Consider the following 20,008-nt stretch of genomic DNA (forward strand, 5'->3'; position numbering starts at 1 on the left):
TAGAATAACAGGCAAGCTTCTTCTACACCTTAAAATAAAAAGAGGGTATCGCTAGCACGAGACACCCTCTACGCTCCATTTTTAGCGCTGCCTTAGAAAGGAAGATCGTCGCTGCCTTCTGCTTCAATCGCGTCAACCTGACTAGTAATTGCAGCAGAATTCGCCTGACCATACGAATAGCTATCGTTCTGGTTCTCGCCTTCGCGCCTACCTAAGAGCTTCATGGTATCCGCTACAATTTCTGTAACGTACTTCTTAACGCCATTGGCATCGTCGTAGCTGCGCGTACGCAAACGACCCTCAACGTAAAGTTGAGAACCCTTCTTCACATACTTTTCAACGATCTCGGCCAATCCTCTCCAGGCTACAATATTATGCCATTCCGTATTAGTTTGACGTACCCCTTGCTTGTCGGTGTAGGTCTCACTAGTTGCCATACGAAAATTAGCCACCGGAGTGTTAGAGTCAAAGCGCCTCACCTCTGGATCGGCACCGACATTTCCTACAAGAATTACTTTATTAATCATGGTTAAATATTAATTACACGCTTAAGCTACAAATAATTACTCAATCTTTCGTGCTTTTTTTAAAATATTTTTCAACAGGCTCCGCCGCAAGAAAGCCTTCGATAAGCCGTGATGTAGAGTAGTTGTGGATTTCGGACAAATTTATTGCCGAAAATTTTTCTTTCAAAAGTTGCGATTCCTCATCCATTCGAACAACCACAAAACGGGCAAAAATGCGTTGATGGCTCAGCAAATACTTCTTTGGCGACGAAAAGTAGAGCACATCAACCGCTTTCCCCTCGAATAGCTTTGCCCAGTTATCGGTTTCGACAATTTCGTCAACCTCCATCTGCCGATCCGTCTCTATGAGAGGGAACTCATAAAGCGACTTCCAGATATCGTCGTTAACGCGCTTTGCTATGTAGGTCTGACTTCCCTTCTGTGGTATAATATAGGTAAGGTATCGCTCCGTTTTTTTTATAGTTTTCGATTTAACAGGATATTGATCGACCTTTCGGTTTCGGAAAGCGCTGCAAATCTCCATTACCGGGCAAGAAAAGCAGTTTGGCCTCTTAGGAGTACAAACCGTTCCTCCAAAATCCATTATCGCCTGATTGTACACCCCCGGATTCTCCCTGTCAAGCATACTATTCGCAATAACCTTTAGCTCTAACTTGCCTTTTTGTGTGTCTATAGGAGTATCAATGCCGAATAGTCGAGCAAAAATACGGTACACATTGCCGTCTACAGCCGCTACCGCCTCTCCAAAGGCAAAAGCAGCAATGGCCGATGCAGTATAGTCCCCAATCCCCTTTAGCTTGATTAACTCTTGGTATGTTCGAGGAAAAGCACCTTTATGATTGTCCACAATCTCCTTTGCGGTTGCATGCATATTTCGAGCCCTAGTATAGTAGCCCAAACCTTGCCATACCTTCAGTACGCGATCGATGTCGGCATGGGCCAAATCGTAAACCGTTGGGAAGGTATTTATAAAGCGAATATAGTAGTCAATCCCTTGAGCAACGCGAGTTTGCTGCAAAATCACCTCCGAAACCCATATATAGTATGGATTCCCCGTCTCTCTCCAAGGTAGTATTCGCTTGTTAGCAGCATACCACTTAACCAAAACCTGTGAGAATATCATAAGTATCAACTAGAAAAAGCAAAAAAAGCAACCAAAAATAATCCAAATGTGTTTCATTTATAGATATAAATCATATATATTTGCATTCTGAATAAAGCATAACAATTCAAACGATTGATAATTAAAGCTTTTAACCATGACAAAGGCAGATATCGTAAACGAGATTTCGAAAAATACCGGAATTGAGAAAGTAACTGTGCAGAAGACAGTTGAAGCATTTATGGAGGCAATTAAGGACTCTTTAGTGAAGGACAAGAACGTTTACTTAAGAGGATTTGGTTCGTTCATCGTTAAGAAGAGAGCTCAAAAAACAGCTCGCAACATTTCGAAGAACACTACCATCATCATTCCTGAGCACAACATTCCTTCGTTCAAGCCTGCTAAGAGCTTCACTGGCAAGGTGAAAACTTCGGTAAAATCGAGCAAATAGTTAACCTTTTAAATAATCAGAATCATGCCAAGCGGTAAAAAAAGGAAGAGACATAAAATGGCTACTCACAAGCGCAAAAAACGCTTAAGAAAGAACAGGCACAAAAAGAAAAAATAGGTGACTAGCCATTAACCTAAAAAGAACATCAAACCTAAAGAGTCTTTTTGATTCTTTAGGTTTGTTTCATTAAACAGGTAAGAAAAGGAGAAAAGTGAGTAACGAACTTATTATTGACGTTAGCAAGGCTGAGATTAGCATAGCGCAACTCGAAGACAAAAAGCTCGTTGAGCTCCATAACGAACGCCGCGAAGAAGGCTTTTCGGTTGGAGACATCTACATCGGAAGGGTTCGCAAGCTGATGCCAGGCCTAAATGCGGCTTTTGTTGACGTTGGTTACGAAAAGGATGCCTTTCTCCACTATCTTGATCTTGGACCTCAATTCAGCTCTCTGTCTAAATTTTTGATTCAGGCGACAGCACGCAAGCCCAAATCTAACCCTTTCTACTCCATGAAAATGGAGCACGACATCGACAAGAACGGGAAGATATCCTCGCAGCTTACCCCTGGACAAAACATTTTAGTACAAATAGCGAAGGAACCCATTTCCACCAAAGGCCCTCGTTTAACATCAGAAATCTCGATTGCTGGACGCAACATGGTTCTGATGCCATTTTCCGAGAAGATATCAGTATCTCAAAAAATCAGTTCGAACGAGGAAAAAAAACGCCTTAAAAAGCTTCTCGAAAGCATCAAACCGCAACACTACGGAGTAATAGTCCGTACCGCTGCCGAAGGGAAAAAGGTAGCCGTTCTTGATGCCGAGCTCAAGGAACTTGTCCGAAGGTGGGAAATGGTTTACGAAAAGCTACGAACAACCCCGGTACCCAGCTTAGTACTCAGCGAAATGAACCGAACAACCGCCATCCTCCGAGATGTGCTCAACGGTTCTTTCACAAATATCTACGTAAACGACGATTCGGTTTACGAAGACATAAAAGAATACATCAGCAGCATTGCTCCTGATAAAGAAAAAATTGTAAAGCTGTACAAGGGCAACGTTCCCATTTTCGACCAGTATGGGGTATCCAAGCAGATAAAGGCATCCTTTGGTAAGACAGTTTCGTTTAAAAGCGGCGCTTACCTCATCATTGAGCATACCGAAGCGCTTCACGTTATCGACGTCAACAGCGGCAACCGCAGCAAGATGCTCGACAACCAGGAGGCCAATGCCCTTGAGGTAAACTCTACTGCTGTGCAGGAAATCGCCCGCCAGCTAAGGCTGCGCGATATGGGAGGAATTATTGTTATTGACTTTATCGACATGCATGGAAACGAGAATAAGCAGAAAATTTTCGACAAGATGCGTGAGGCAATGGCCACCGATAGAGCTAAGCACAACATTCTTCCTCTAACCAAATTTGGGCTAATGCAAATTACCCGTCAACGGGTTCGCCCAGAAATGCACATCAACACAACGGAACAGTGTCCAAGCTGCCAAGGAACCGGTCAAATTAGCCCTGCCATTATTTTCGATACGCAAATCGAAAACCAGATGGCCTACTTTTTAGAGGAGCGTAAGCTTCGGTGGATAAAACTAATCGTTCATCCATACATTGCAGCATACCTGAAACAAGGATTTTTCTCTAAACGATTCGAGTGGATGTGGAAGTACAAATGCTTCATTAAAATTGCCGAATCGCAATCATTCTCGTATATGGAGTTTAAGCTGTACGACAAGTATGGCGATCAAATTACCCAGGAAAGCATAGCAATGCTACAAAAACCGGATGAAGAAGAATAACCTATAACAAAAAACGCCTCGCAAGAGGCGTTTTTTGTTTGAATGAAAGAAAAAATATTAATAAAAAAAAAGAAAAAGCTACTTAAAAAGAAGTTCTACAATAGTTGCTATCCCAATCAGCATCACTACTGCTCCAGCGATCTTATTAATCCACCACAACTGTCGTATGCGGAACCTTTTTCGGTACATATTTACAAAAGAGGTAAGCGTAAACCACCACAACGAAGCTCCAAAAAGCACACCTCCCAAAATAGCACCTGCGCTCATAAAGTTTTCGCCATCAGCAACCACATTCACATAGGCGAAAAGTGCAACAAAAAGAAAAATTGCCATTGGATTCGAAACAGTTAGCAAAAATACAGAAACGAAGTCCTCAAACAACCGATTCTTTTGCCTTCTATTCTTGCGCATTTGGGATATCGGATTGGTCATAAATATTTTCAAACCGAGTAGAAAAATCAATATTCCCCCGCCAATTTGAAACTCAATCTTCCATTCCTCTACAAAATCCATTATAAAGGTAAGGCTAAACCCTGCGATTGTCGCAAATACAGTGTCTGCAAAAGCAGCACCCATGCCTGAAAAAAAACCGGATAACCGACCTTTATTTATTGTCCGCTGCACACACAACACGCCAATAGGACCAAGCGGAATGGACGCTAACAACCCTACAATTATACCTTTTAAGAGTAGCATCAATTCCATGCTCTATGCCAGTTGTAACGTGTTTTTCATAGCGGACAAATATCTATAAATAGAGCCAAATTAACAAACCGCATCAATAGTTTTTAAGATTTAGAATGTTATAATTTGTATAGCATATGCGCCATAAAGAACGAATATCGATGTTCTCTTGTCTAAAATTGTTTCAAAATAGAGGTTCAATATTCAGAAAAAAGGCTTGGAATTAAACCAAGCCTTTAGGATAGAAAGAAAACTATTTCAAGAATTTAATTGTACCGCTTAGAACTTCACCTTTGCGCTTTACTGATTTATTGACGCCACTAGGTTTACTAACAACTGTATAAACTTTCATACCCTTTGTATCAAGCACCTGGCTCACAACATCCCCATTTGCAGTAATCCATCCTACAAAATGGATATTATCTTCAACAAGAAAGTAGCTTATACTTTCACTACCCTCTTCCCGCTCACCATCAATATTCACACTAGTCCATGTAATTGTCGAATCGGACTTAAACGATTCAAAAACGGTGTACTCAGGATATGTTAACCGCAAGCGTTTTCCAATTACCCTTGTAGAATCAGAGGACTCTTCGGAGGTTACCACAATTCTATCCTCTCCTTTTTTTTGTTGTTGACAGGAGATGGTTCCTACAAGAACGACTCCTATAAGTAGGTGCAAAACCTTCATTGGTTTAGTTTATTTTATATGAATAACACTCGTTAACCTAACAATGTTGAAAACAGAAGTATCAAAAAAGCTAAACGAAAGCATTTACATACAACAAAAAAGCCCCAGCAATTCGCCGGGGCTTTTATATTCGGAAGAATACTAAATCTAGTGTTTCTTAATCCAATTAAGTGCATTAACAAAAGGCTCTATCCAAGGTGATACCTCTTCGTTTTTGCGAGCCGATGGGTAGTGTGCCCACTGCCAAGGGAAGATTGCACGCTCGAAGTGTGGCATTATGGCTAAATGGCGACCATCTGCCGATGCTACGCCTGCAGCATTGTACATAGAACCGTTTGGATTACCAGGGAACTGTTCGTAGCTATACTTGGCAACAATGTTGTAACGACCTTCCTCATATGGGAAGTTGAACTTACCCTCGCCATGCGCAACCCAAATACCTAAAGTCTGCCCTTCCATCGAGCTAAACAGAACAGAGTTGTTCTTTGGCACATCTATGGTTAAGAAGGATGACTCGTACTTATGGGTATCGTTGTGGAGCATCTTATGCTTCTGCTCATGCTCGGGGTAAACCAGACCTAATTCGGCCATTAGCTGACAACCGTTGCAGACACCCAAACTAAGCGTATCCTTACGGGCATAGAACTTATCTAACGCTTCTTTTGCCTTAGGATTGTAAAGGAATGCACCTGCCCAACCCTTTGCCGAACCAAGAACGTCGGAGTTAGAGAATCCTCCTACGAATACGATGAAATTCACATCTTCGAGCGTCTCACGTCCGGTGATAAGATCGGTCATATGAACGTCCTTAACGTCGAAACCTGCTAGGTAAAGCGAGTAGGCCATTTCGCGATCGCCATTTGAGCCCTTTTCGCGGATAATGGCAGCCTTTACGCCACTTGGTGTTCTACGCTTAGGATCGATACCAAACTGAGCAAACGTTCCTGTAAAGTTTGGGTTAAACTTATACTGGCGCTCCTGCTTCTTGTAGTTCTCGAAACGCTCTTTGGCCTTTTGCTCGCCGCTTTGCTTACGATCAAGCAAGTATGAAGTCTTAAACCACTTATCGCGAAGCGATGGAATATCGAACGAGAAGTTAGTTCCATTAACGGCAACCTCAACAGCACTACCAGCAACAGGCGCACCAACTACTGCGTAGCTCAACCCTGCAGCCTTCAGCGTTGCGGTAACACCATCGACATCGGCAACCTGAATAAGCACCGATGGCTTTTCGCTAAAGAGAACCTTAACTGCATCAGCCTCGCCTAGCGAAGAAAGATCAACCTTTAATCCTAGTCCGTTGTGCGAGAAGGTCATCTCGAGAAGAGCAGTTAGAAGTCCGCCTGCAGAGATATCATGTCCAGCAAGAATCTTACCCTCTTCAACCAAGTTCTGCAATGTGTTGAATGCAGTCTTGAAGTATGCAGCATCTGCAACGGTTGGCGTATCCTCTCCAAGGCGATTTACCACCTGTGCGAAAGAACTACCACCTAGACTGAATGCGCTCTTCGAGAAGTCAACGTATATTAAAGAAGTCTTCGTATCGTTTTCGAGTGCTGGACTTACCACCTTGCGGATGTTGGTTACCTCGCCAACAGTAGAGATAATAACGGTTCCGGGTGAGTAAACTACTTCTCCATCCTTATACTTTTGGGTCATCGATAACGAGTCTTTACCCGTTGGGATGTTTACTCCAAGAGCTACAGAAAAGTCGCTAACGGCCTTTACAGCTTTGTATAGTCGAGCATCTTCGCCTTCGTTCTTACATGGCCACATCCAGTTTGCGCTGAGCGATACACCCTCGAGCTTTTGCTCGATTGGAGCCCAAACAAGGTTGGTAAGCGCTTCGGCAATCGATAGGATAGAGCCATTTTCAGGATCAACCATGGCACTTACTGGCGCATGACCAATTGAGGTGGCAATACCACGCTCTCCCTGATAGTCCATTGTTACAACACCAAGGTTGTTTAGCGGCAGCTGAAGCGAACCTGTGCACTGCTGATGGGCAATACGACCTGTCACCGAACGGTCTACCTTATTGGTAAGCCAATCCTTACAAGCCACAGCCTCTAGCTGAAGAACCTGCTCGATATAGCTCTGGATTTTTACCTTATCGTAAGCAACCTCGGCGAACTTCTCGACCTTAGCGTTATCGCGCATAAAGGTACGAGGTGGCTTTCCGAAGAAGTGCTCCAGCTTTAAGTCAATTGGCTTTTCGCCAGTTTGCGGATTCTCGAATGAGAATCGCATATCGCCGGTGATTTCACCTACAACATACATTGGAGCACGCTCGCGATCGGCAACATTTTTAAGCCACTCGGCATCCTTCTCCTTAATAAGAAGTCCCATACGCTCCTGGCTCTCGTTACCTACAATTTCTTTTGCCGATAGCGTTGGATCGCCAACAGGCAGCTTAGTTATATCAATCTTTCCACCTTTTTCCTCAACCAACTCCGAGAGCGCATTAAGGTGACCACCAGCACCATGGTCGTGGATGGATACTATTGGATTTTCATCTCTTTCTACAATGGCGCGAATGGCGTTGGCTGCGCGCTTCTGCATTTCGGGGTTAGAGCGCTGTACGGCATTTAGCTCGATGCTATTGGCGTACTCGCCTGTGGCAACCGACGAAACAGCTCCACCGCCCATACCGATGCGGTAGTTATCGCCACCCATTACTACAACCTTATCGCCAACTTCGGCGTGACCTTTTAGGCTATCGGCCTTCTTGCCCCAGCCAACACCACCGGCAAGCATAATCACCTTGTCGAAGCCAAACTTCTTGGCATTCTCGAAGTGCTCGAAGGTAAGTACGCTACCGCAGATTAGCGGTTGTCCGAACTTGTTACCGAAGTCGCTGGCACCGTTCGATGCTTTTACAAGAATCTCTTCTGGAGTTTGGTATAACCACTCGCGAGGCTGTGTAGCCTGCTCCCACTCGCGATTTTCTTCGCAACGTGGGTATGATGTCATGTAAACAGCAGTACCGGCAATTGGAAGAGATCCCTTACCCCCTGCAAGACGATCGCGAATCTCGCCACCTGTTCCGGTAGCAGCACCGTTGAATGGTTCAACAGTGGTTGGGAAGTTGTGGGTCTCGGCCTTAAGCGAGATCACCGTTTCAATATCTTTTACCTGAAAGTAGTCGGGTTTATCGTGCGTTGCCGGAGCGAACTGCTCGGCTTTTGGACCTTCAATAAAGGCTACGTTATCCTTATAGGCCGAAACTAGTCGACCAGGATGCTCCTGCGAAGTACGCTTGATCCATTGGAACAACGATTTTTCCTGCTCCTCTCCATCGATCACAAATGTACCGTTGAAGATTTTATGGCGGCAGTGCTCCGAGTTTACCTGCGAGAAGCCGAACACCTCCGAGTCGGTAAGCTTGCGACCGATTTGGCGGCTTACGTCGTTAAGGTATTCTACCTCCTCTTGGCTAAGCGCAAGACCTTCGATCTTGTTGTACTCATCGATATTCTCGATGTACAAGATTGGCTCAGGCTGCTTGTTAATGGTAAAAATTTCCTGTCCGGGATTGGTGTAAAGGCGCTGCAGCATGTGGTCGTACTGAGCATCGGCGCTGGCAACTTCAAAAAGTTCTTCGATACGAAAAATGCCGCCAATTCCCATGTTTTGAGTAATTTCGACGGCATTCGTACTCCAAGGAGTGATCATCTCGCGGCGCGGCCCAACGTAGAAACCGCTCAGCGCGCTCTCTTTTATTGCCGTGGCATCACCAAATAGCCAACAAAGCTTTGCGATATCCTCATCCGAAAGAGGATGCTTTACATCTACTGCGTAGAAAACGGGAGAAGTACCCTTAAAGAAAAGTATCATTGATCCGTAGATTGGAATTATGCCCACAAAGTTAACAATTTGTGGCAAGGGCTCAATGCTAATTTATCTTTCTAGTGTCGCAATTGGCTTTGTTAGCTCTTTTTGGGCATTATCATTCGACGCTCAACCAATACAAAGCTATGCATTCGTCATTCCGATGGCGTAACTTGTGCAGGTTCAACCAAAAATCACAAAACCATGAACCTCTTCGAACGTGTTAAGCAAATCATCATCTCCCCAAAAACGGAATGGCAAACCATCGATAGCGAAGACACCCCTGCACAGGAACTGCTCTTTAAGTACCTCCTCGTACTGGCGCTAATACCGGCAGCTGCCACCTTTATCGGCTACGGCATTATGGGAACTTCGTACGGAAAGATAATCCAAATTGAAGGATCAATAAGCTTTGGTATTCGCCAAGGCATAATATCATATGCATCTACCATATTTGCGGTGTACCTTGCCTCTTGGGTGATAGGATTCCTTGCCCCATCATTTGGATCTGAGAAAAACTTTGGACGCGCCTTTACGCTGGTGGTATACTCCTACACCCCATCGCTAGTTGCCGGTGTGGTGCTCATCTTTCCGGCATTGGCATTTATACAAATGGTTGCGGGTATTTACGGGCTTTACATCCTCTATCTTGGCCTTAAGCCTATGATGAAAACCCCAGAAGACAAGCAGCCCATCTACTTCCTTATTAGCTTGCTGGTGATAATCATGGTTTCCATTGCAATATCGGCGATTTTCGCAGCAATTTTTGTAACTAAGTATGTAATGTAAATGAATACCAATACAGTTTATGTCCTACGGGCAACTGCTTATATTTAAAACACTAAAAAGAGCAACGCAGATAAAAAAAGTGTCATCACGATGTCAAATTCCGCGTAGCGGATAAAGATTTGTAGAAAACATCGCGATTATAAATATTGTTCCGCGTAGCGGATATCCAATGTGTTGATTTTACATCTACATATATAGACCAATAGAATTGTTGTTTTTCCCTATTTTTATAAAAAGAAACCAACATTCTAACAATGAAGCCTCAATCTTTCACTCAAGTCTACATCCATCTCGTCTTTGCAGTAAAGCATCGCGATAGAATATTAACACCCTCCATTCGACCACGATTATTCGAGTACATTGGTGCTATTATAAATGGGATGAATCACAAATCAATTAAAATCAATGGTTATATAGATCATATCCATTTGTTGATTGGATTTAACCCAACAAAATCGATATCGGAAACTGTTTATGAAATCAAACGAAGTTCCTCCTTATTCATAAACAAGAATAATCTCTGCCTTGGGCATTTCGAGTGGCAAGAAGGATACGGAGCCTTTTCGTACAGCAGGTCGCAAATTGATGCAGTAATTCGATATATCGAAGGGCAAGAGAATCATCATAAAAAGAGGACATTCAGGCAAGAATATCTAGATATCCTCAATAAAAACAGCATCGAATTTAATGAATTGTACATGTTCAAGTTCTTTGAATAATATAGTTTATGCCCTACGGGCAAATTGAAAGAACGAACTGTGAAAGGCTACAAGTCGTTATGCCCTACGGGCAATTACCTTTTCGTAAATAGAAGAATAACCATAGGCAATAGGTGAAATGACGCACAACAAATTCCGCGTAGCGGATAAGGATTTGTAGAAACCATTGTGCGATCTCGAATGTTTTTCCACGTAGCGGATATACCATACAGCATCGATTTTAACGAGATGCACATATTCAGGCTCCTTGAATAATATAGTTTATGCCCTACGGGCAAATTGAAAGAACGAACTGTGAAAGGCTACAAGTCGTTATGTCCTACGGGCAATTACCTTTTCGTAAAGAGAAGAATAACCATAGGCAATAGGTGAAATGACGCACAACAAATTCCGAGTAGCAGATAAAGATTTGTAGAAAATTGCGTATTTTCAGATGATTTTCCGCGTAGCGGATATACAATACAATGTTCTTACAATGAAATACGACGTTATAATTGTAGGTGCCGGCCCAGCCGGCATTTTTACTGCCTACCAGCTGGTAAAGGAGAATGCCAACCTGCAAATCCTTATCCTCGAAAAGGGGCGCAGCATGGCCAAGCGCAGCTGCCCCAAGCATACCAACGGTGGAATTTGCGTTCACTGCAAACCCTGTAGCATCACTACGGGCTGGGCTGGTGCTGGCGCATACTCCGATGGCAAGCTGTCGCTATCGCACGAGGTGGGTGGCACGCTGCCCGACTACCTGGGCATAGAGCGAACAATGGAGCTGATCGAGTACACCGATAAAATTTACCTCGAATTTGGGGCGGACACCCTCGTTCACGGTCAAAACCTCACCCCGCAGATGCGCGACATCCAGCGCCGCGCCATCGACGCCAACCTGAAGCTGGTGCACTGTCCGGTTCGTCACCTAGGCACCGAAAAAACGCAGGAGCTATACCACAAGCTGTACGACTACGTGGTAGCGCACGGCGTAGAGGTAAAGTTTAACTCACCGGTTACCGATCTTATAATAGAGAATAGCGAGATAAAGGGGGTGCGCTGCAGCAAGGGCGACTACGAAGCATCGTACGTAGTGGTAGCCGTTGGGCGCGAAGGGTCGGACTGGCTCTTTAAGCAGTGCGCAAAGGAGAGCATCACCACCGAAGTGGGCATTGTGGACATCGGCGTGCGGGTGGAGTGCCGCAACGAGATCATGCAGGAGATTAACGACAGCTTCTACGAGGCAAAGCTCATCCACTACACCAAAACGTTCGACGACAAGGTGCGCACCTTCTGCTCCAACCCCGGAGGTTTCGTGTCGTCGGAGTACTACGACGAGAAGCTGGCGGTGGTAAACGGCCATAGCTACAAGGATCTGAAAAGCGACAACACCAACTTCGCGCTGCTGGTTTCGCAGAAGTTTACCGAACCCTTCAACCAGCCCATCGAGTACGGCAAGCACATCGCCCGGCTGGCCAACATGCTCACCCAAAACCGCGTGCTGGTACAGCGCTTTGGCGACCTGATTCGCGGCCGCCGCACCACCCGCGAGCGCCTCTACCGCAACAACATCATCCCAACGCTTAAGGATGCCGTACCCGGCGACCTCAGTTTGGTGCTGCCCCACCGTATTCTTATTGATATTATGGAGATGATACAGGCGCTCGACAAGGTTACGCCCGGCTTGGCATCGGACGAGACGCTGCTCTACGGCGTGGAGGTAAAGTTCTACTCCAACATCATAAAGGTGGGAACGGACTTCCAGTCGGCCTCCATCCGCAACCTCTACCTCGGCGGCGATGGCGCAGGCATCACCCGAGGGCTAATGCAGGCATCGGTAAACGGGGTGCTGATTGGACGCGAGATCCTAAAGCGAACTCAGGCCGATAGCCGCTAGCTACGCACCTACCCCATAACGCTTACGCGCAATCAAGCATAAACCAACAAGGGCTCCTCTTTTTTTGAAGGAGCCCTTGACCTTTTAGCCATCAGCACATCAAGGCAAAAGCCCACAAAAACCCCATTACCGTTGCCTTTTCATTGCACAATTTCGTACATTTCGCACACCCAAAGCACCTAGGCATCATGACGAAAAAGATTATACTGGCAGCCCTTATGGCATTCATCCTGTCGGATGGATGGAGTAAGGACAAGCCCCAAAAAGCAAAAATCCCCGACCCGAAGCCGTACTACGAAATTCGCATTAACGAAACCATAACGTTTAAGATGCTGGAGCACATCGGGGGCGGCTACGTTTGGCGCTGGATGAACAGATCCCAAACCACCGTTGTAGATAGCCTGAAGGCAACACGGTGGATTCCTAAAGCGGAAAAGCGCAAGTACGGAGGCCCATCCTACATCATCTGGACGTTTAAGGCCGTAAGGCCAGGAGTAGACACCCTCCGATTTGAGGAGCTGCGCGTATTCCAGCGCAACAGCACCATTACCATAAAAGAAATTGCGGTACGGGTAAGGTAGAGACGGGTCTGAGACCCGTCTCTTTTTTATCATCACCATAAAAACGGGGTTGTGACCCGTCTCTACGAACCGTTTCTTTTATTCATCCTCATCCCCCATTGCCCCATTGCACCCCATCGGGAATCCATCCCCGCAACAAAAACAGCAACCCTAGCAGAAAGGATGGTTAAAAGCCATCAAAGAACAACCTCCGCAGCAGTCCGGTAGGCCATCTCTTAACCGATTAGGTTCGACATTTACTGCAATATTCAACTACCACCGGAATAAGCTAATATTGCAGCGCAATATTCAAATTCGACTGGTTGATATTAATATTGCAATGCAATATTTAAATATTCAGGTGATATTTTAATATTTAGCCTGCTATATTCACTTTTAGCTGGTAGATTTTCATTATTGCGCTGCAATATTTGTATATTCCCGGTAGAAATAAATATTGCAGGCAAAAGCTGTCGAAACTAGAAGGTAGATGCCCTGCCCGACACATCCGAAGGTCGTTTGCGATGCCGGGATGATCGGCCAAAAGGGTAAAGACGTCGATTGCCATTCGAAGATAAACCTAAGCGTATGGAAAAATCGCTTTCGCTGTTCAGGCTTAACACGTCCATGCTCGCCGCCTACGGTAGCGAGCTGGTGCACATCCTAACCAGCCCCTCGTTGGAGAGCTATAGAACCAACGAGCACATCGCCATTTTTTTGCAGAAGCATGCCCAGTACACCAGCTCGTTTACGGTGATGCGAAGATCAAATGAGCCTATTCGGAAGTTCGACCGCAACCGCGACCGGGCGTTTCTACGCCTGCGCTACCTTATCGTTGCGGCGCTCTACTCCTCCAATGAGGATGATGTACGTAGAGCCAAGCTGCTGATGGGCATCATCAAAAGCTGCGGCAACCGGCTCAACGCCAAGCGCGACCTAAAGGAAACGATGGACATCCAGCTGCTGCTCCTGCGCCTAGGCACCGAAAGCGCCTCCAGCGCCATCGAGGGTCTGGGACTAAAGGAGGCTGTTACCGGGCTCGAAAGCGCACAATCGCTATTCTACGAAGCGTCCAAACGAAAAATCTACCAAAAGAACGAGCTGCAGCAAACGCCCCCGCCCTCATCCATAAAAAAAGAGTACGAGGCAGCCATCCGAGAAATCTGGCTGTTTGTTGAGGGGATGTCGGTCATTGCCCCCAGCGAGGCGTGGACACGTGCCCTGGCGAGCATCGAAGCCAAGAACAGCGAGTACCGGGCCAAGATGAAGCACCAAAAGACGTTCCGCGAGAAGAAAAAGGCAAAACCTACCGAAGAAGGTAACGCATAAAAAGAGCCGCTGTGTACGCAGCGGCTCCGGTATCCTGATATGCACCAATCCTCGTCAACGGCTAGTTAAGCACGTAGGCTTCCTGGAACCAGCTCTTAACATACTTGTAGCTGATGTATCCAAATCCACTTGTAGCCCAAGATGGCCCCCACGAGTTCATAAACTTGAAGGCTTGCTTGCTATCGTCGTAGCCAACCACGCAGTAGCAGTGGCCGCCTAGCGATCTGCCGGTAAACTTACCGAGTACAGCCCCGCTGCGGAGGTACATGAACGCGCTATTTACAGGACCACCCACAATAACAGGCTTGCCAGAAACTAGCGCAGCCTTAATGGCATCGGCAGTAATGCTAACACGGCCGTAGCTGGCCACCTTATAGGTAGCCGCAGTAGCTTCCTGATCGGCAGTTGGCATAAGGCTGCAGCTAACATCGGTATACGGCATAACGTTCCAAGGAACAACGCCCTCGTTTACCAGAAGCTTGAGGCCATCGGTAACGTAGGCTCCGGAGGCGCAGCTGCTGGTTGCCTTAATCTGATTGTAAACGTACTCGGGGCTAAAGATGTTAACCGACTTGCTCCAGCTATCGGGATGCGAGGCTTGCCAGTTGATGCTACGTCCGGCATAGGTTGTTCCCCATGCAACGCAGCTACCCTCTCCACCCTGATCGCCAACAGGAGGAACGTTTAGGTTTAAAACAGTAGGAGCAGCCTTAAGCAGCGAAACAGGAGCATCCGTTAAGGTAATGCCCATGTACATTTCGGTAGGAAGCATTAAGCAGCCCAGCTGATGGGTTACAGGTTGTAGATTACCATCGGCATTTGTTCCATCCTCCTTTTGGCAGGAAACAACGATAGCGGCTACTAGGAAAGCAGCAGCTGCCACGCTCATTACAACGATTCTTGTCTTTTTCATAGTTGCTCTAATTTTTTTGGATGAATGATTAAGACAGAGGCAAATTATGAATATCAGCACTAGAATTCCAGCATGAGCCCAGCTAGTACACCTCCCATCAAGAGTATTTAACAATGAAAAAGGCAAGACACGAATGGAGATAAGACAAAGTAGAGCCGATGCGCTGCATCGGCTCTACTGCCTTAACCAATATACTCTTTTTTACTTCGGTTAACGATTTTCGGTTAGTTTAGAACGTAAGCTTCTTGGAACCATTTGGCAACATAGTTATAGCCAATATAGCCAAAGCCATTGGTACCCCAAGTGGTGCCCCAAGAGTTTTGAACCTTGAATGCTTGCTTGCTATCGTCGTACCCAACAACACAGTAGCAGTGACCTCCCATAGAAGAGCCAGAGAACTTAGTAAGTACGGTTGCTCCAGACAGGTACATAAATGCCCTATTTACAGGTCCGCCAACAACAACTGGCTTACCAGAAACTAGAGCCGCTTTAATAGCAGCAGAAGTAATGCTGATACGGTTGTAGCTTGCAATCTTATAGTTGGCAGCAATTGCCTTTTGGTCGGCAGTTGGCATAAGGCTACAGCCATTCACATCGCTGTAAGGCATGATACTCCAAGGTACAGCACCTTGAGAAACCAACAAATCCAAACCTCTAGTAACGTACGAACCACTAGCGCAATCGCTAGCCTTAATTTGGTTGTACGTGTATTCGGGGCTAAAAATATTTACAGAATAGCTCCAAGTTGCAGGATTAGCAGCTTGCCAGCTGATACTACGACCAGCATAGGTTGTTCCCCAAGCTACACAGCTACCCTCGCTACCTTGATCGCCAACAGGAGGCGTATTTAGGGTAAGCACAGTTGGAGCAGCTTTTAGCAACGAAGTTGGAGCATCCTTAAGTTCAATGCCCATATACTTTTCAGTAGGAAGCATCAAACAGCCAAGCTGGTGGGTCACAGGTTGAGCTTTTGTTTCAACATTTGCATCGTTTTCTTTCTGACAAGAAACAAAAGCCAAGGCTACAATACAGAGAACAGCCAAAGATGTGCTTAAAATAAATCCGATCTTTTTCATAGTTTTTTAGCTTAATAAACATTGGTTAAGACTGCGAAATGTATGAAATATTTTTTTAACTACAATAGATGGTTAAAAAATAAAGCTAAAACTAAAATTCGAGCTAGCAATTGGAGCTAAATAACCGCCTTTAGCCCAACAAGCACTCACCAACAATTGCAAGCGAATCAAAATATTCTACTTTTGCCTTCACTTGAACAAAATTCAGCAACATGAAAAAAATAGTACTGTCTCTGGCTACGCTATTGCTGCTGCAAGCGCAGCAATCCAACGCCTGTACCAGCTACCTTGTAACCAAAGGAGCATCTAAGGATGGCTCTGCTATGATATCCTATGCGGCCGACTCACACGTTCGCTACGGCGAGCTCTACTTCCGTCCCGCCAAGGATTACCCAGCCGGAACAATGGTTTCGCTCTTCGATCGTGGCTCAAGCAAGCCTCTAGGACAAATTCCTCAAGTAGCGCACACCTATTCTGTAGTCGGGATGATGAACGAATACCAAGTTGCCATTGGCGAAAGCACCTTTGGAGGCCGCTCCGAACTCGACGATTCAACAGGAACCATCGACTATGGCAGCTTAATGTTCCTAGCCTTGCAGCGCTCAAAAACGGCTCGCGAAGCAATCAAGGTTATGACCGAACTTGTAGATAGGTATGGATACTTTGGTGCTGGCGAATCGTTCTCTATAGGCGACCCTAACGAGGTTTGGATTCTGGAGATGACAGGGAAAGGAACCAGCTGGGCTACCGATAAGAAAACAAAGGCAAGGTATAACAAGAACAAAGGAGCACTGTGGGTAGCTATTCGCATTCCCGACGGATACATCAGCGCACACGCCAACCAAGCCCGCATCACAACTTTCCCATTAGAGAATGGAAAAACCTCCATCAGCTTCAAGAATATTGACAAAATTTTCGAACCAGAGGTTGAGGTGGTTTACGCCAACGACGTCATTAGCTTCGCTCGCGAAAAGAAGTGGTTCTCCGGCACCGATGCCGAGTTTAGCTTCTCAGACACCTATGCGCCTTTGGATTTTGGAGCAGCCCGCTTTAGCGAATTCCGAGTTTGGGCAATGTTCAACTCGGCATGCGACGGAATGGACCAGTATCTCGACTACGTTACAGGCAAAAACCTTAGCCACCGCATGCCCCTTTACGTAAAGCCAAACCGCAAGCTATCGCCTCGCGACCTTATGAGCTTCAAGCGCAACCACCTCGAAGGAACAGAATTCGACATGAGCCAAGATGTTGGTGCAGGACCGCATGCACTACCCTACCGCTGGCGCCCTATGACCTGGAAGTATAACGGGAAAGAGTACTTCCACGAGCGAACCACCGCAACCCAGCAAACCGGATTCTCGTTCATCGCTCAAATGCGCTCGTGGCTACCCAACGCCATTGGGGGCATTAGCTGGTTTGGGGTAGACGATGCCGCATCGTGCGTATATGTACCATTCTACTGTGGCATGACCCGTGTGCCCGAATGCTGGGCCGAAGGTAATGGCGACATGTTAACCTACTCTCCCACCGCAGCCTTTTGGGCCTTCAACCGTGTATCCAACTTTGCCTACCTTCGCTATGATGTCATCAGCAAGGACATAAAAAAGTTGCAGAAAGAAATGGAAGATCGCAACGAATTGTTTGTAAAGGCTACCGATGCAGCAGCAGCCGAACTTTACAAAAGCAGTCCCGACGAAGCTCGCGAATACATTACCAACTTCTCTGTTGATTTAGGGAATAACACCGTAAAGCGCTGGGTTGACTTCTCGAACTACCTACTTGTAAAGTATATTGATGGTAATATCAAAAAGGAGAAGGACGGCAAGTTCTTGCGTAATCCCTACGGATTTCCTGCATCTCCAATCCAACCTGAGCTACCCGACTACTGGAAGAAAACCATCATCGACCAAACTGGAAGTAAGTTTGAGGTGTTGAAGTAGCAAAAAGCAACATTTATAAAAAAGAACAGGGGCAACCAAAAATTCATTTGGTTGCCCCTGTTCTTTTATGGTAGAAATACGAATACGACATTAACAAAAAGACTATAACATTGCAGTTGCTCTTAAATACATCCTTCCAACTCAATTTTAGCGCTATCTTTGCGGCTCATTTAAACAGAGCAAGTTGAGTAATTTTGCCGATTTGGGCATTGAAGAGCCCTACCTACTAGCGTTAGCCGATATGGGAATTGCTACCCCAACCGACATTCAGGTTAAAGCAATACCGTTTTTAATCGAACAGGGAACCGACTTTGTCGGTCAGGCACAAACTGGAACGGGCAAGACGGCCGCTTTCGGGCTCCCGCTCCTTTCCAAGGTCGATGCGGAAAATGGTCGGATACAGGGATTGATCCTAGCACCAACCCGCGAGCTATGCCAGCAGATTGCTAAAGGGCTATTCCGTTTCACCAAGTACTTAGATAAAAAGATTTTTGTTGAGGCCATTTACGGTGGTGCTAAGATCGACCAGCAGGTTGCCAACCTAACACGTCCTACTCATATACTGGTTGCCACGCCGGGTCGTCTTGTCGATCTGCTCACACGTAAGGCCGTAGACCTTTCGCAGGTGCGTACCGCCATCCTCGACGAGGCCGACGAGATGCTGAGCATGGGCTTTAAGGACGAGCTCGAGGCCATCCTCAACCACATCCCGCAGGAGCGCGCCACCTGGCTCTTTTCAGCAACTCTTCCTGATGGTATTCAGGCCATCATCGATGCGCATATGAGAGAGGATGCCTTCCGCATTCAAGCCTCTAAGGTGGAGGTTATCAACCGCGGCATCTCGCACCATTACGTCATCACCACCATGAGGGATAAGCTAACCATGCTTCGCCGCTTCCTAGACGGGCAGGGAGAGAATCGTGGAGTTATCTTCTGCCGCACCCGACAGGATGTTCAGGATCTGACGCAGCAACTCGTCGAACGCGGTATTTCGGCCGATGCCATCCATGGCGATTTGATGCAGAAGGAGCGCGACAAAGCCATGCGCGCCTTCAAGAAAAAGCGCGTGCAGATTCTGGTAGCCACCGATGTTGCAGCACGCGGCATAGACGTCGAGAACCTAGCCTACGTGGTACACTACGACCTTCCCGAGCAGGTAGACTACTACACTCACCGCAGCGGACGTACCGCCCGAGCCGGACGCAAGGGACTGTCGATTTCATTGGTAGGAAGTAATGAGGTTCATAAGCTGCAGACCATCGAAAAGAAGCTAGACATAAGCATTAAAAAGGTGGAACTGTAACTTCCAAAAGTTAGACGTAGTTATTTCAGAGGTTAAAGGAAGGGCTTTCACCAAATAGCGAGTATCTCTATTGTAGTGTTAGCCTCGACTACGCTCGGCTAACGTCACCTCTTCATCGAATGCAGGTATAGCGCCTCCACCTTCTCCCGCGCCCAAGGAGTACGACGCAGAAACTTCAGGCTCGACTTGATACTGGGGTTTTCCTTAAAGCAGTTTATGTTGATGCGAATTGCAAGTCCTTCCCATCCGTAGCGGGTTTGCAGTTCAGTAAGGATAGCCTCTAGGGTTTTGCCGTGTAGCGGATTGTTCTTTTGCTCCATTGCTCGTAGGATATCGGCAAAGGTAGAAATATTAAATCGAAGCACTAACATAGAAAAGAGGGACCAAATGGTCCCTCTTTTCATATAATCACA

At 46.2% G+C, this 20,008-nt stretch carries 17 protein-coding genes; 9 read left to right on the plus strand and 8 right to left on the minus strand.

The genetic code is table 11. The features are described 5' to 3' along the window. Positions 1 to 92: 92 nt before the first annotated feature. Both CLV25_RS01255 and mutY read right to left on the minus strand, forming a co-directional pair. Complete coding sequence (locus tag CLV25_RS01255; RefSeq protein ID WP_131837821.1) at positions 93 to 527, minus strand: single-stranded DNA-binding protein; 435 nt, start codon at positions 525 to 527, stop codon at positions 93 to 95. Between the two features lie 40 nt (positions 528 to 567). Next, the gene (mutY, locus tag CLV25_RS01260) at positions 568 to 1,650 is read right to left on the minus strand and encodes an A/G-specific adenine glycosylase (protein ID WP_131837822.1); all 1,083 of its coding nucleotides are present in this window, start codon (positions 1,648 to 1,650) and stop codon (positions 568 to 570) included. A 136-nt stretch (positions 1,651 to 1,786) separates the two neighbouring features. On the opposite strand from mutY, the gene CLV25_RS01265 reads away from it, so the two are divergent. Then, positions 1,787 to 2,080 carry an HU family DNA-binding protein gene (locus CLV25_RS01265; RefSeq protein ID WP_131837823.1) on the plus strand — a complete coding sequence of 98 codons (294 nt, stop codon included), beginning with the start codon at positions 1,787 to 1,789 and terminating at the stop codon, positions 2,078 to 2,080. 211 nt (positions 2,081 to 2,291) lie between these two features. After that, a complete protein-coding gene (locus CLV25_RS01270) occupies positions 2,292 to 3,881 on the plus strand; it encodes an Rne/Rng family ribonuclease (protein WP_131837824.1) in 1,590 nt (529 codons plus the stop codon). Positions 3,882 to 3,959: 78 nt separating this feature from the next. On the opposite strand, the gene CLV25_RS01275 is transcribed toward CLV25_RS01270, so the two are convergent. From CLV25_RS01275 to purL, 3 genes are all read right to left on the minus strand, one after another. Beyond that, the gene (locus tag CLV25_RS01275) at positions 3,960 to 4,586 is read right to left on the minus strand and encodes a LysE family translocator (protein ID WP_131837825.1); all 627 of its coding nucleotides are present in this window, start codon (positions 4,584 to 4,586) and stop codon (positions 3,960 to 3,962) included. A gap of 232 nt (positions 4,587 to 4,818) precedes the next feature. Continuing rightward, positions 4,819 to 5,256 carry a MoaF-related domain-containing protein gene (locus CLV25_RS01280; RefSeq protein ID WP_131837826.1) on the minus strand — a complete coding sequence of 146 codons (438 nt, stop codon included), beginning with the start codon at positions 5,254 to 5,256 and terminating at the stop codon, positions 4,819 to 4,821. Positions 5,257 to 5,403: 147 nt separating this feature from the next. Beyond that, positions 5,404 to 9,093, minus strand: coding sequence for a phosphoribosylformylglycinamidine synthase (purL, locus tag CLV25_RS01285; protein ID WP_131838105.1), 3,690 nt, complete (start codon positions 9,091 to 9,093; stop codon positions 5,404 to 5,406). Between the two features lie 198 nt (positions 9,094 to 9,291). Here purL and CLV25_RS01290 point away from each other — a divergent pair, with 198 nt between their 5' ends. The 5 genes from CLV25_RS01290 (at position 9,292) to CLV25_RS01310 (ending at position 14,363) form a co-directional block, all read left to right on the plus strand. Beyond that, positions 9,292 to 9,876 carry a Yip1 family protein gene (locus tag CLV25_RS01290; protein ID WP_131837827.1) on the plus strand — a complete coding sequence of 195 codons (585 nt, stop codon included), beginning with the start codon at positions 9,292 to 9,294 and terminating at the stop codon, positions 9,874 to 9,876. A 254-nt stretch (positions 9,877 to 10,130) separates the two neighbouring features. After that, the gene (gene tnpA / locus CLV25_RS16150; RefSeq protein WP_131837828.1) at positions 10,131 to 10,595 is read left to right on the plus strand and encodes an IS200/IS605 family transposase; all 465 of its coding nucleotides are present in this window, start codon (positions 10,131 to 10,133) and stop codon (positions 10,593 to 10,595) included. 475 nt (positions 10,596 to 11,070) lie between these two features. After that, positions 11,071 to 12,474, plus strand: coding sequence for an NAD(P)/FAD-dependent oxidoreductase (locus tag CLV25_RS01300; protein WP_131837829.1), 1,404 nt, complete (start codon positions 11,071 to 11,073; stop codon positions 12,472 to 12,474). Between the two features lie 188 nt (positions 12,475 to 12,662). Continuing rightward, positions 12,663 to 13,055, plus strand: a complete 393-nt coding sequence (locus CLV25_RS01305; RefSeq protein WP_131837830.1) for a protease inhibitor I42 family protein — start codon at positions 12,663 to 12,665, stop codon at positions 13,053 to 13,055. 567 nt (positions 13,056 to 13,622) lie between these two features. Next, a complete protein-coding gene (locus CLV25_RS01310) occupies positions 13,623 to 14,363 on the plus strand; it encodes a DUF6261 family protein (protein ID WP_131837831.1) in 741 nt (246 codons plus the stop codon). 61 nt (positions 14,364 to 14,424) lie between these two features. Here the strand turns inward: CLV25_RS01310 and CLV25_RS01315 are convergent, their stop codons facing one another. Continuing rightward, on the minus strand, positions 14,425 to 15,276 hold the full coding sequence (locus tag CLV25_RS01315; RefSeq protein WP_131837832.1) for a C1 family peptidase: 852 nt from the start codon (positions 15,274 to 15,276) through the stop codon (positions 14,425 to 14,427). 224 nt (positions 15,277 to 15,500) lie between these two features. Then, positions 15,501 to 16,352, minus strand: a complete 852-nt coding sequence (locus CLV25_RS01320) for a C1 family peptidase (RefSeq protein ID WP_131837833.1) — start codon at positions 16,350 to 16,352, stop codon at positions 15,501 to 15,503. Positions 16,353 to 16,564: 212 nt separating this feature from the next. On the opposite strand from CLV25_RS01320, the gene CLV25_RS01325 reads away from it, so the two are divergent. Continuing rightward, the gene (locus CLV25_RS01325; protein ID WP_131837834.1) at positions 16,565 to 18,292 is read left to right on the plus strand and encodes a dipeptidase; all 1,728 of its coding nucleotides are present in this window, start codon (positions 16,565 to 16,567) and stop codon (positions 18,290 to 18,292) included. Positions 18,293 to 18,476: 184 nt separating this feature from the next. Continuing rightward, positions 18,477 to 19,595 (plus strand): DEAD/DEAH box helicase, encoded by a 1,119-nt coding sequence (locus tag CLV25_RS01330; protein WP_131837835.1) that lies wholly within the window; start codon positions 18,477 to 18,479, stop codon positions 19,593 to 19,595. A gap of 104 nt (positions 19,596 to 19,699) precedes the next feature. Here CLV25_RS01330 and CLV25_RS01335 read toward each other — a convergent pair whose 3' ends face one another. Continuing rightward, positions 19,700 to 19,915 carry a VF530 family protein gene (locus CLV25_RS01335; protein WP_131837836.1) on the minus strand — a complete coding sequence of 72 codons (216 nt, stop codon included), beginning with the start codon at positions 19,913 to 19,915 and terminating at the stop codon, positions 19,700 to 19,702. Positions 19,916 to 20,008 lie beyond the last annotated feature (93 nt).

The sequence above is a fragment of the Acetobacteroides hydrogenigenes genome (genome assembly GCF_004340205.1).
Lineage (GTDB): Bacteria > Bacteroidota > Bacteroidia > Bacteroidales > ZOR0009 > Acetobacteroides > Acetobacteroides hydrogenigenes.

Bases quoted from the DNA above. Each gene is read 5' to 3' on its own strand.
- CLV25_RS01255 (WP_131837821.1), bottom strand. From the start codon at position 527: ATGATTAATAAAGTAATTCTTGTAGGAAATGTCGGTGCCGATCCAGAG.
- mutY (WP_131837822.1), bottom strand. From the start codon at position 1,650: ATGATATTCTCACAGGTTTTGGTTAAGTGGTATGCTGCTAACAAGCGA.
- CLV25_RS01265 (WP_131837823.1), top strand. From the start codon at position 1,787: ATGACAAAGGCAGATATCGTAAACGAGATTTCGAAAAATACCGGAATT.
- CLV25_RS01275 (WP_131837825.1), bottom strand. From the start codon at position 4,586: ATGGAATTGATGCTACTCTTAAAAGGTATAATTGTAGGGTTGTTAGCG.
- CLV25_RS01280 (WP_131837826.1), bottom strand. From the start codon at position 5,256: ATGAAGGTTTTGCACCTACTTATAGGAGTCGTTCTTGTAGGAACCATC.
- purL (WP_131838105.1), bottom strand. From the start codon at position 9,093: ATGATACTTTTCTTTAAGGGTACTTCTCCCGTTTTCTACGCAGTAGAT.
- CLV25_RS01290 (WP_131837827.1), top strand. From the start codon at position 9,292: ATGAACCTCTTCGAACGTGTTAAGCAAATCATCATCTCCCCAAAAACG.
- tnpA (WP_131837828.1), top strand. From the start codon at position 10,131: ATGAAGCCTCAATCTTTCACTCAAGTCTACATCCATCTCGTCTTTGCA.
- CLV25_RS01300 (WP_131837829.1), top strand. From the start codon at position 11,071: ATGAAATACGACGTTATAATTGTAGGTGCCGGCCCAGCCGGCATTTTT.
- CLV25_RS01305 (WP_131837830.1), top strand. From the start codon at position 12,663: ATGACGAAAAAGATTATACTGGCAGCCCTTATGGCATTCATCCTGTCG.
- CLV25_RS01310 (WP_131837831.1), top strand. From the start codon at position 13,623: ATGGAAAAATCGCTTTCGCTGTTCAGGCTTAACACGTCCATGCTCGCC.
- CLV25_RS01315 (WP_131837832.1), bottom strand. From the start codon at position 15,276: ATGAAAAAGACAAGAATCGTTGTAATGAGCGTGGCAGCTGCTGCTTTC.
- CLV25_RS01320 (WP_131837833.1), bottom strand. From the start codon at position 16,352: ATGAAAAAGATCGGATTTATTTTAAGCACATCTTTGGCTGTTCTCTGT.
- CLV25_RS01325 (WP_131837834.1), top strand. From the start codon at position 16,565: ATGAAAAAAATAGTACTGTCTCTGGCTACGCTATTGCTGCTGCAAGCG.
- CLV25_RS01335 (WP_131837836.1), bottom strand. From the start codon at position 19,915: ATGGAGCAAAAGAACAATCCGCTACACGGCAAAACCCTAGAGGCTATC.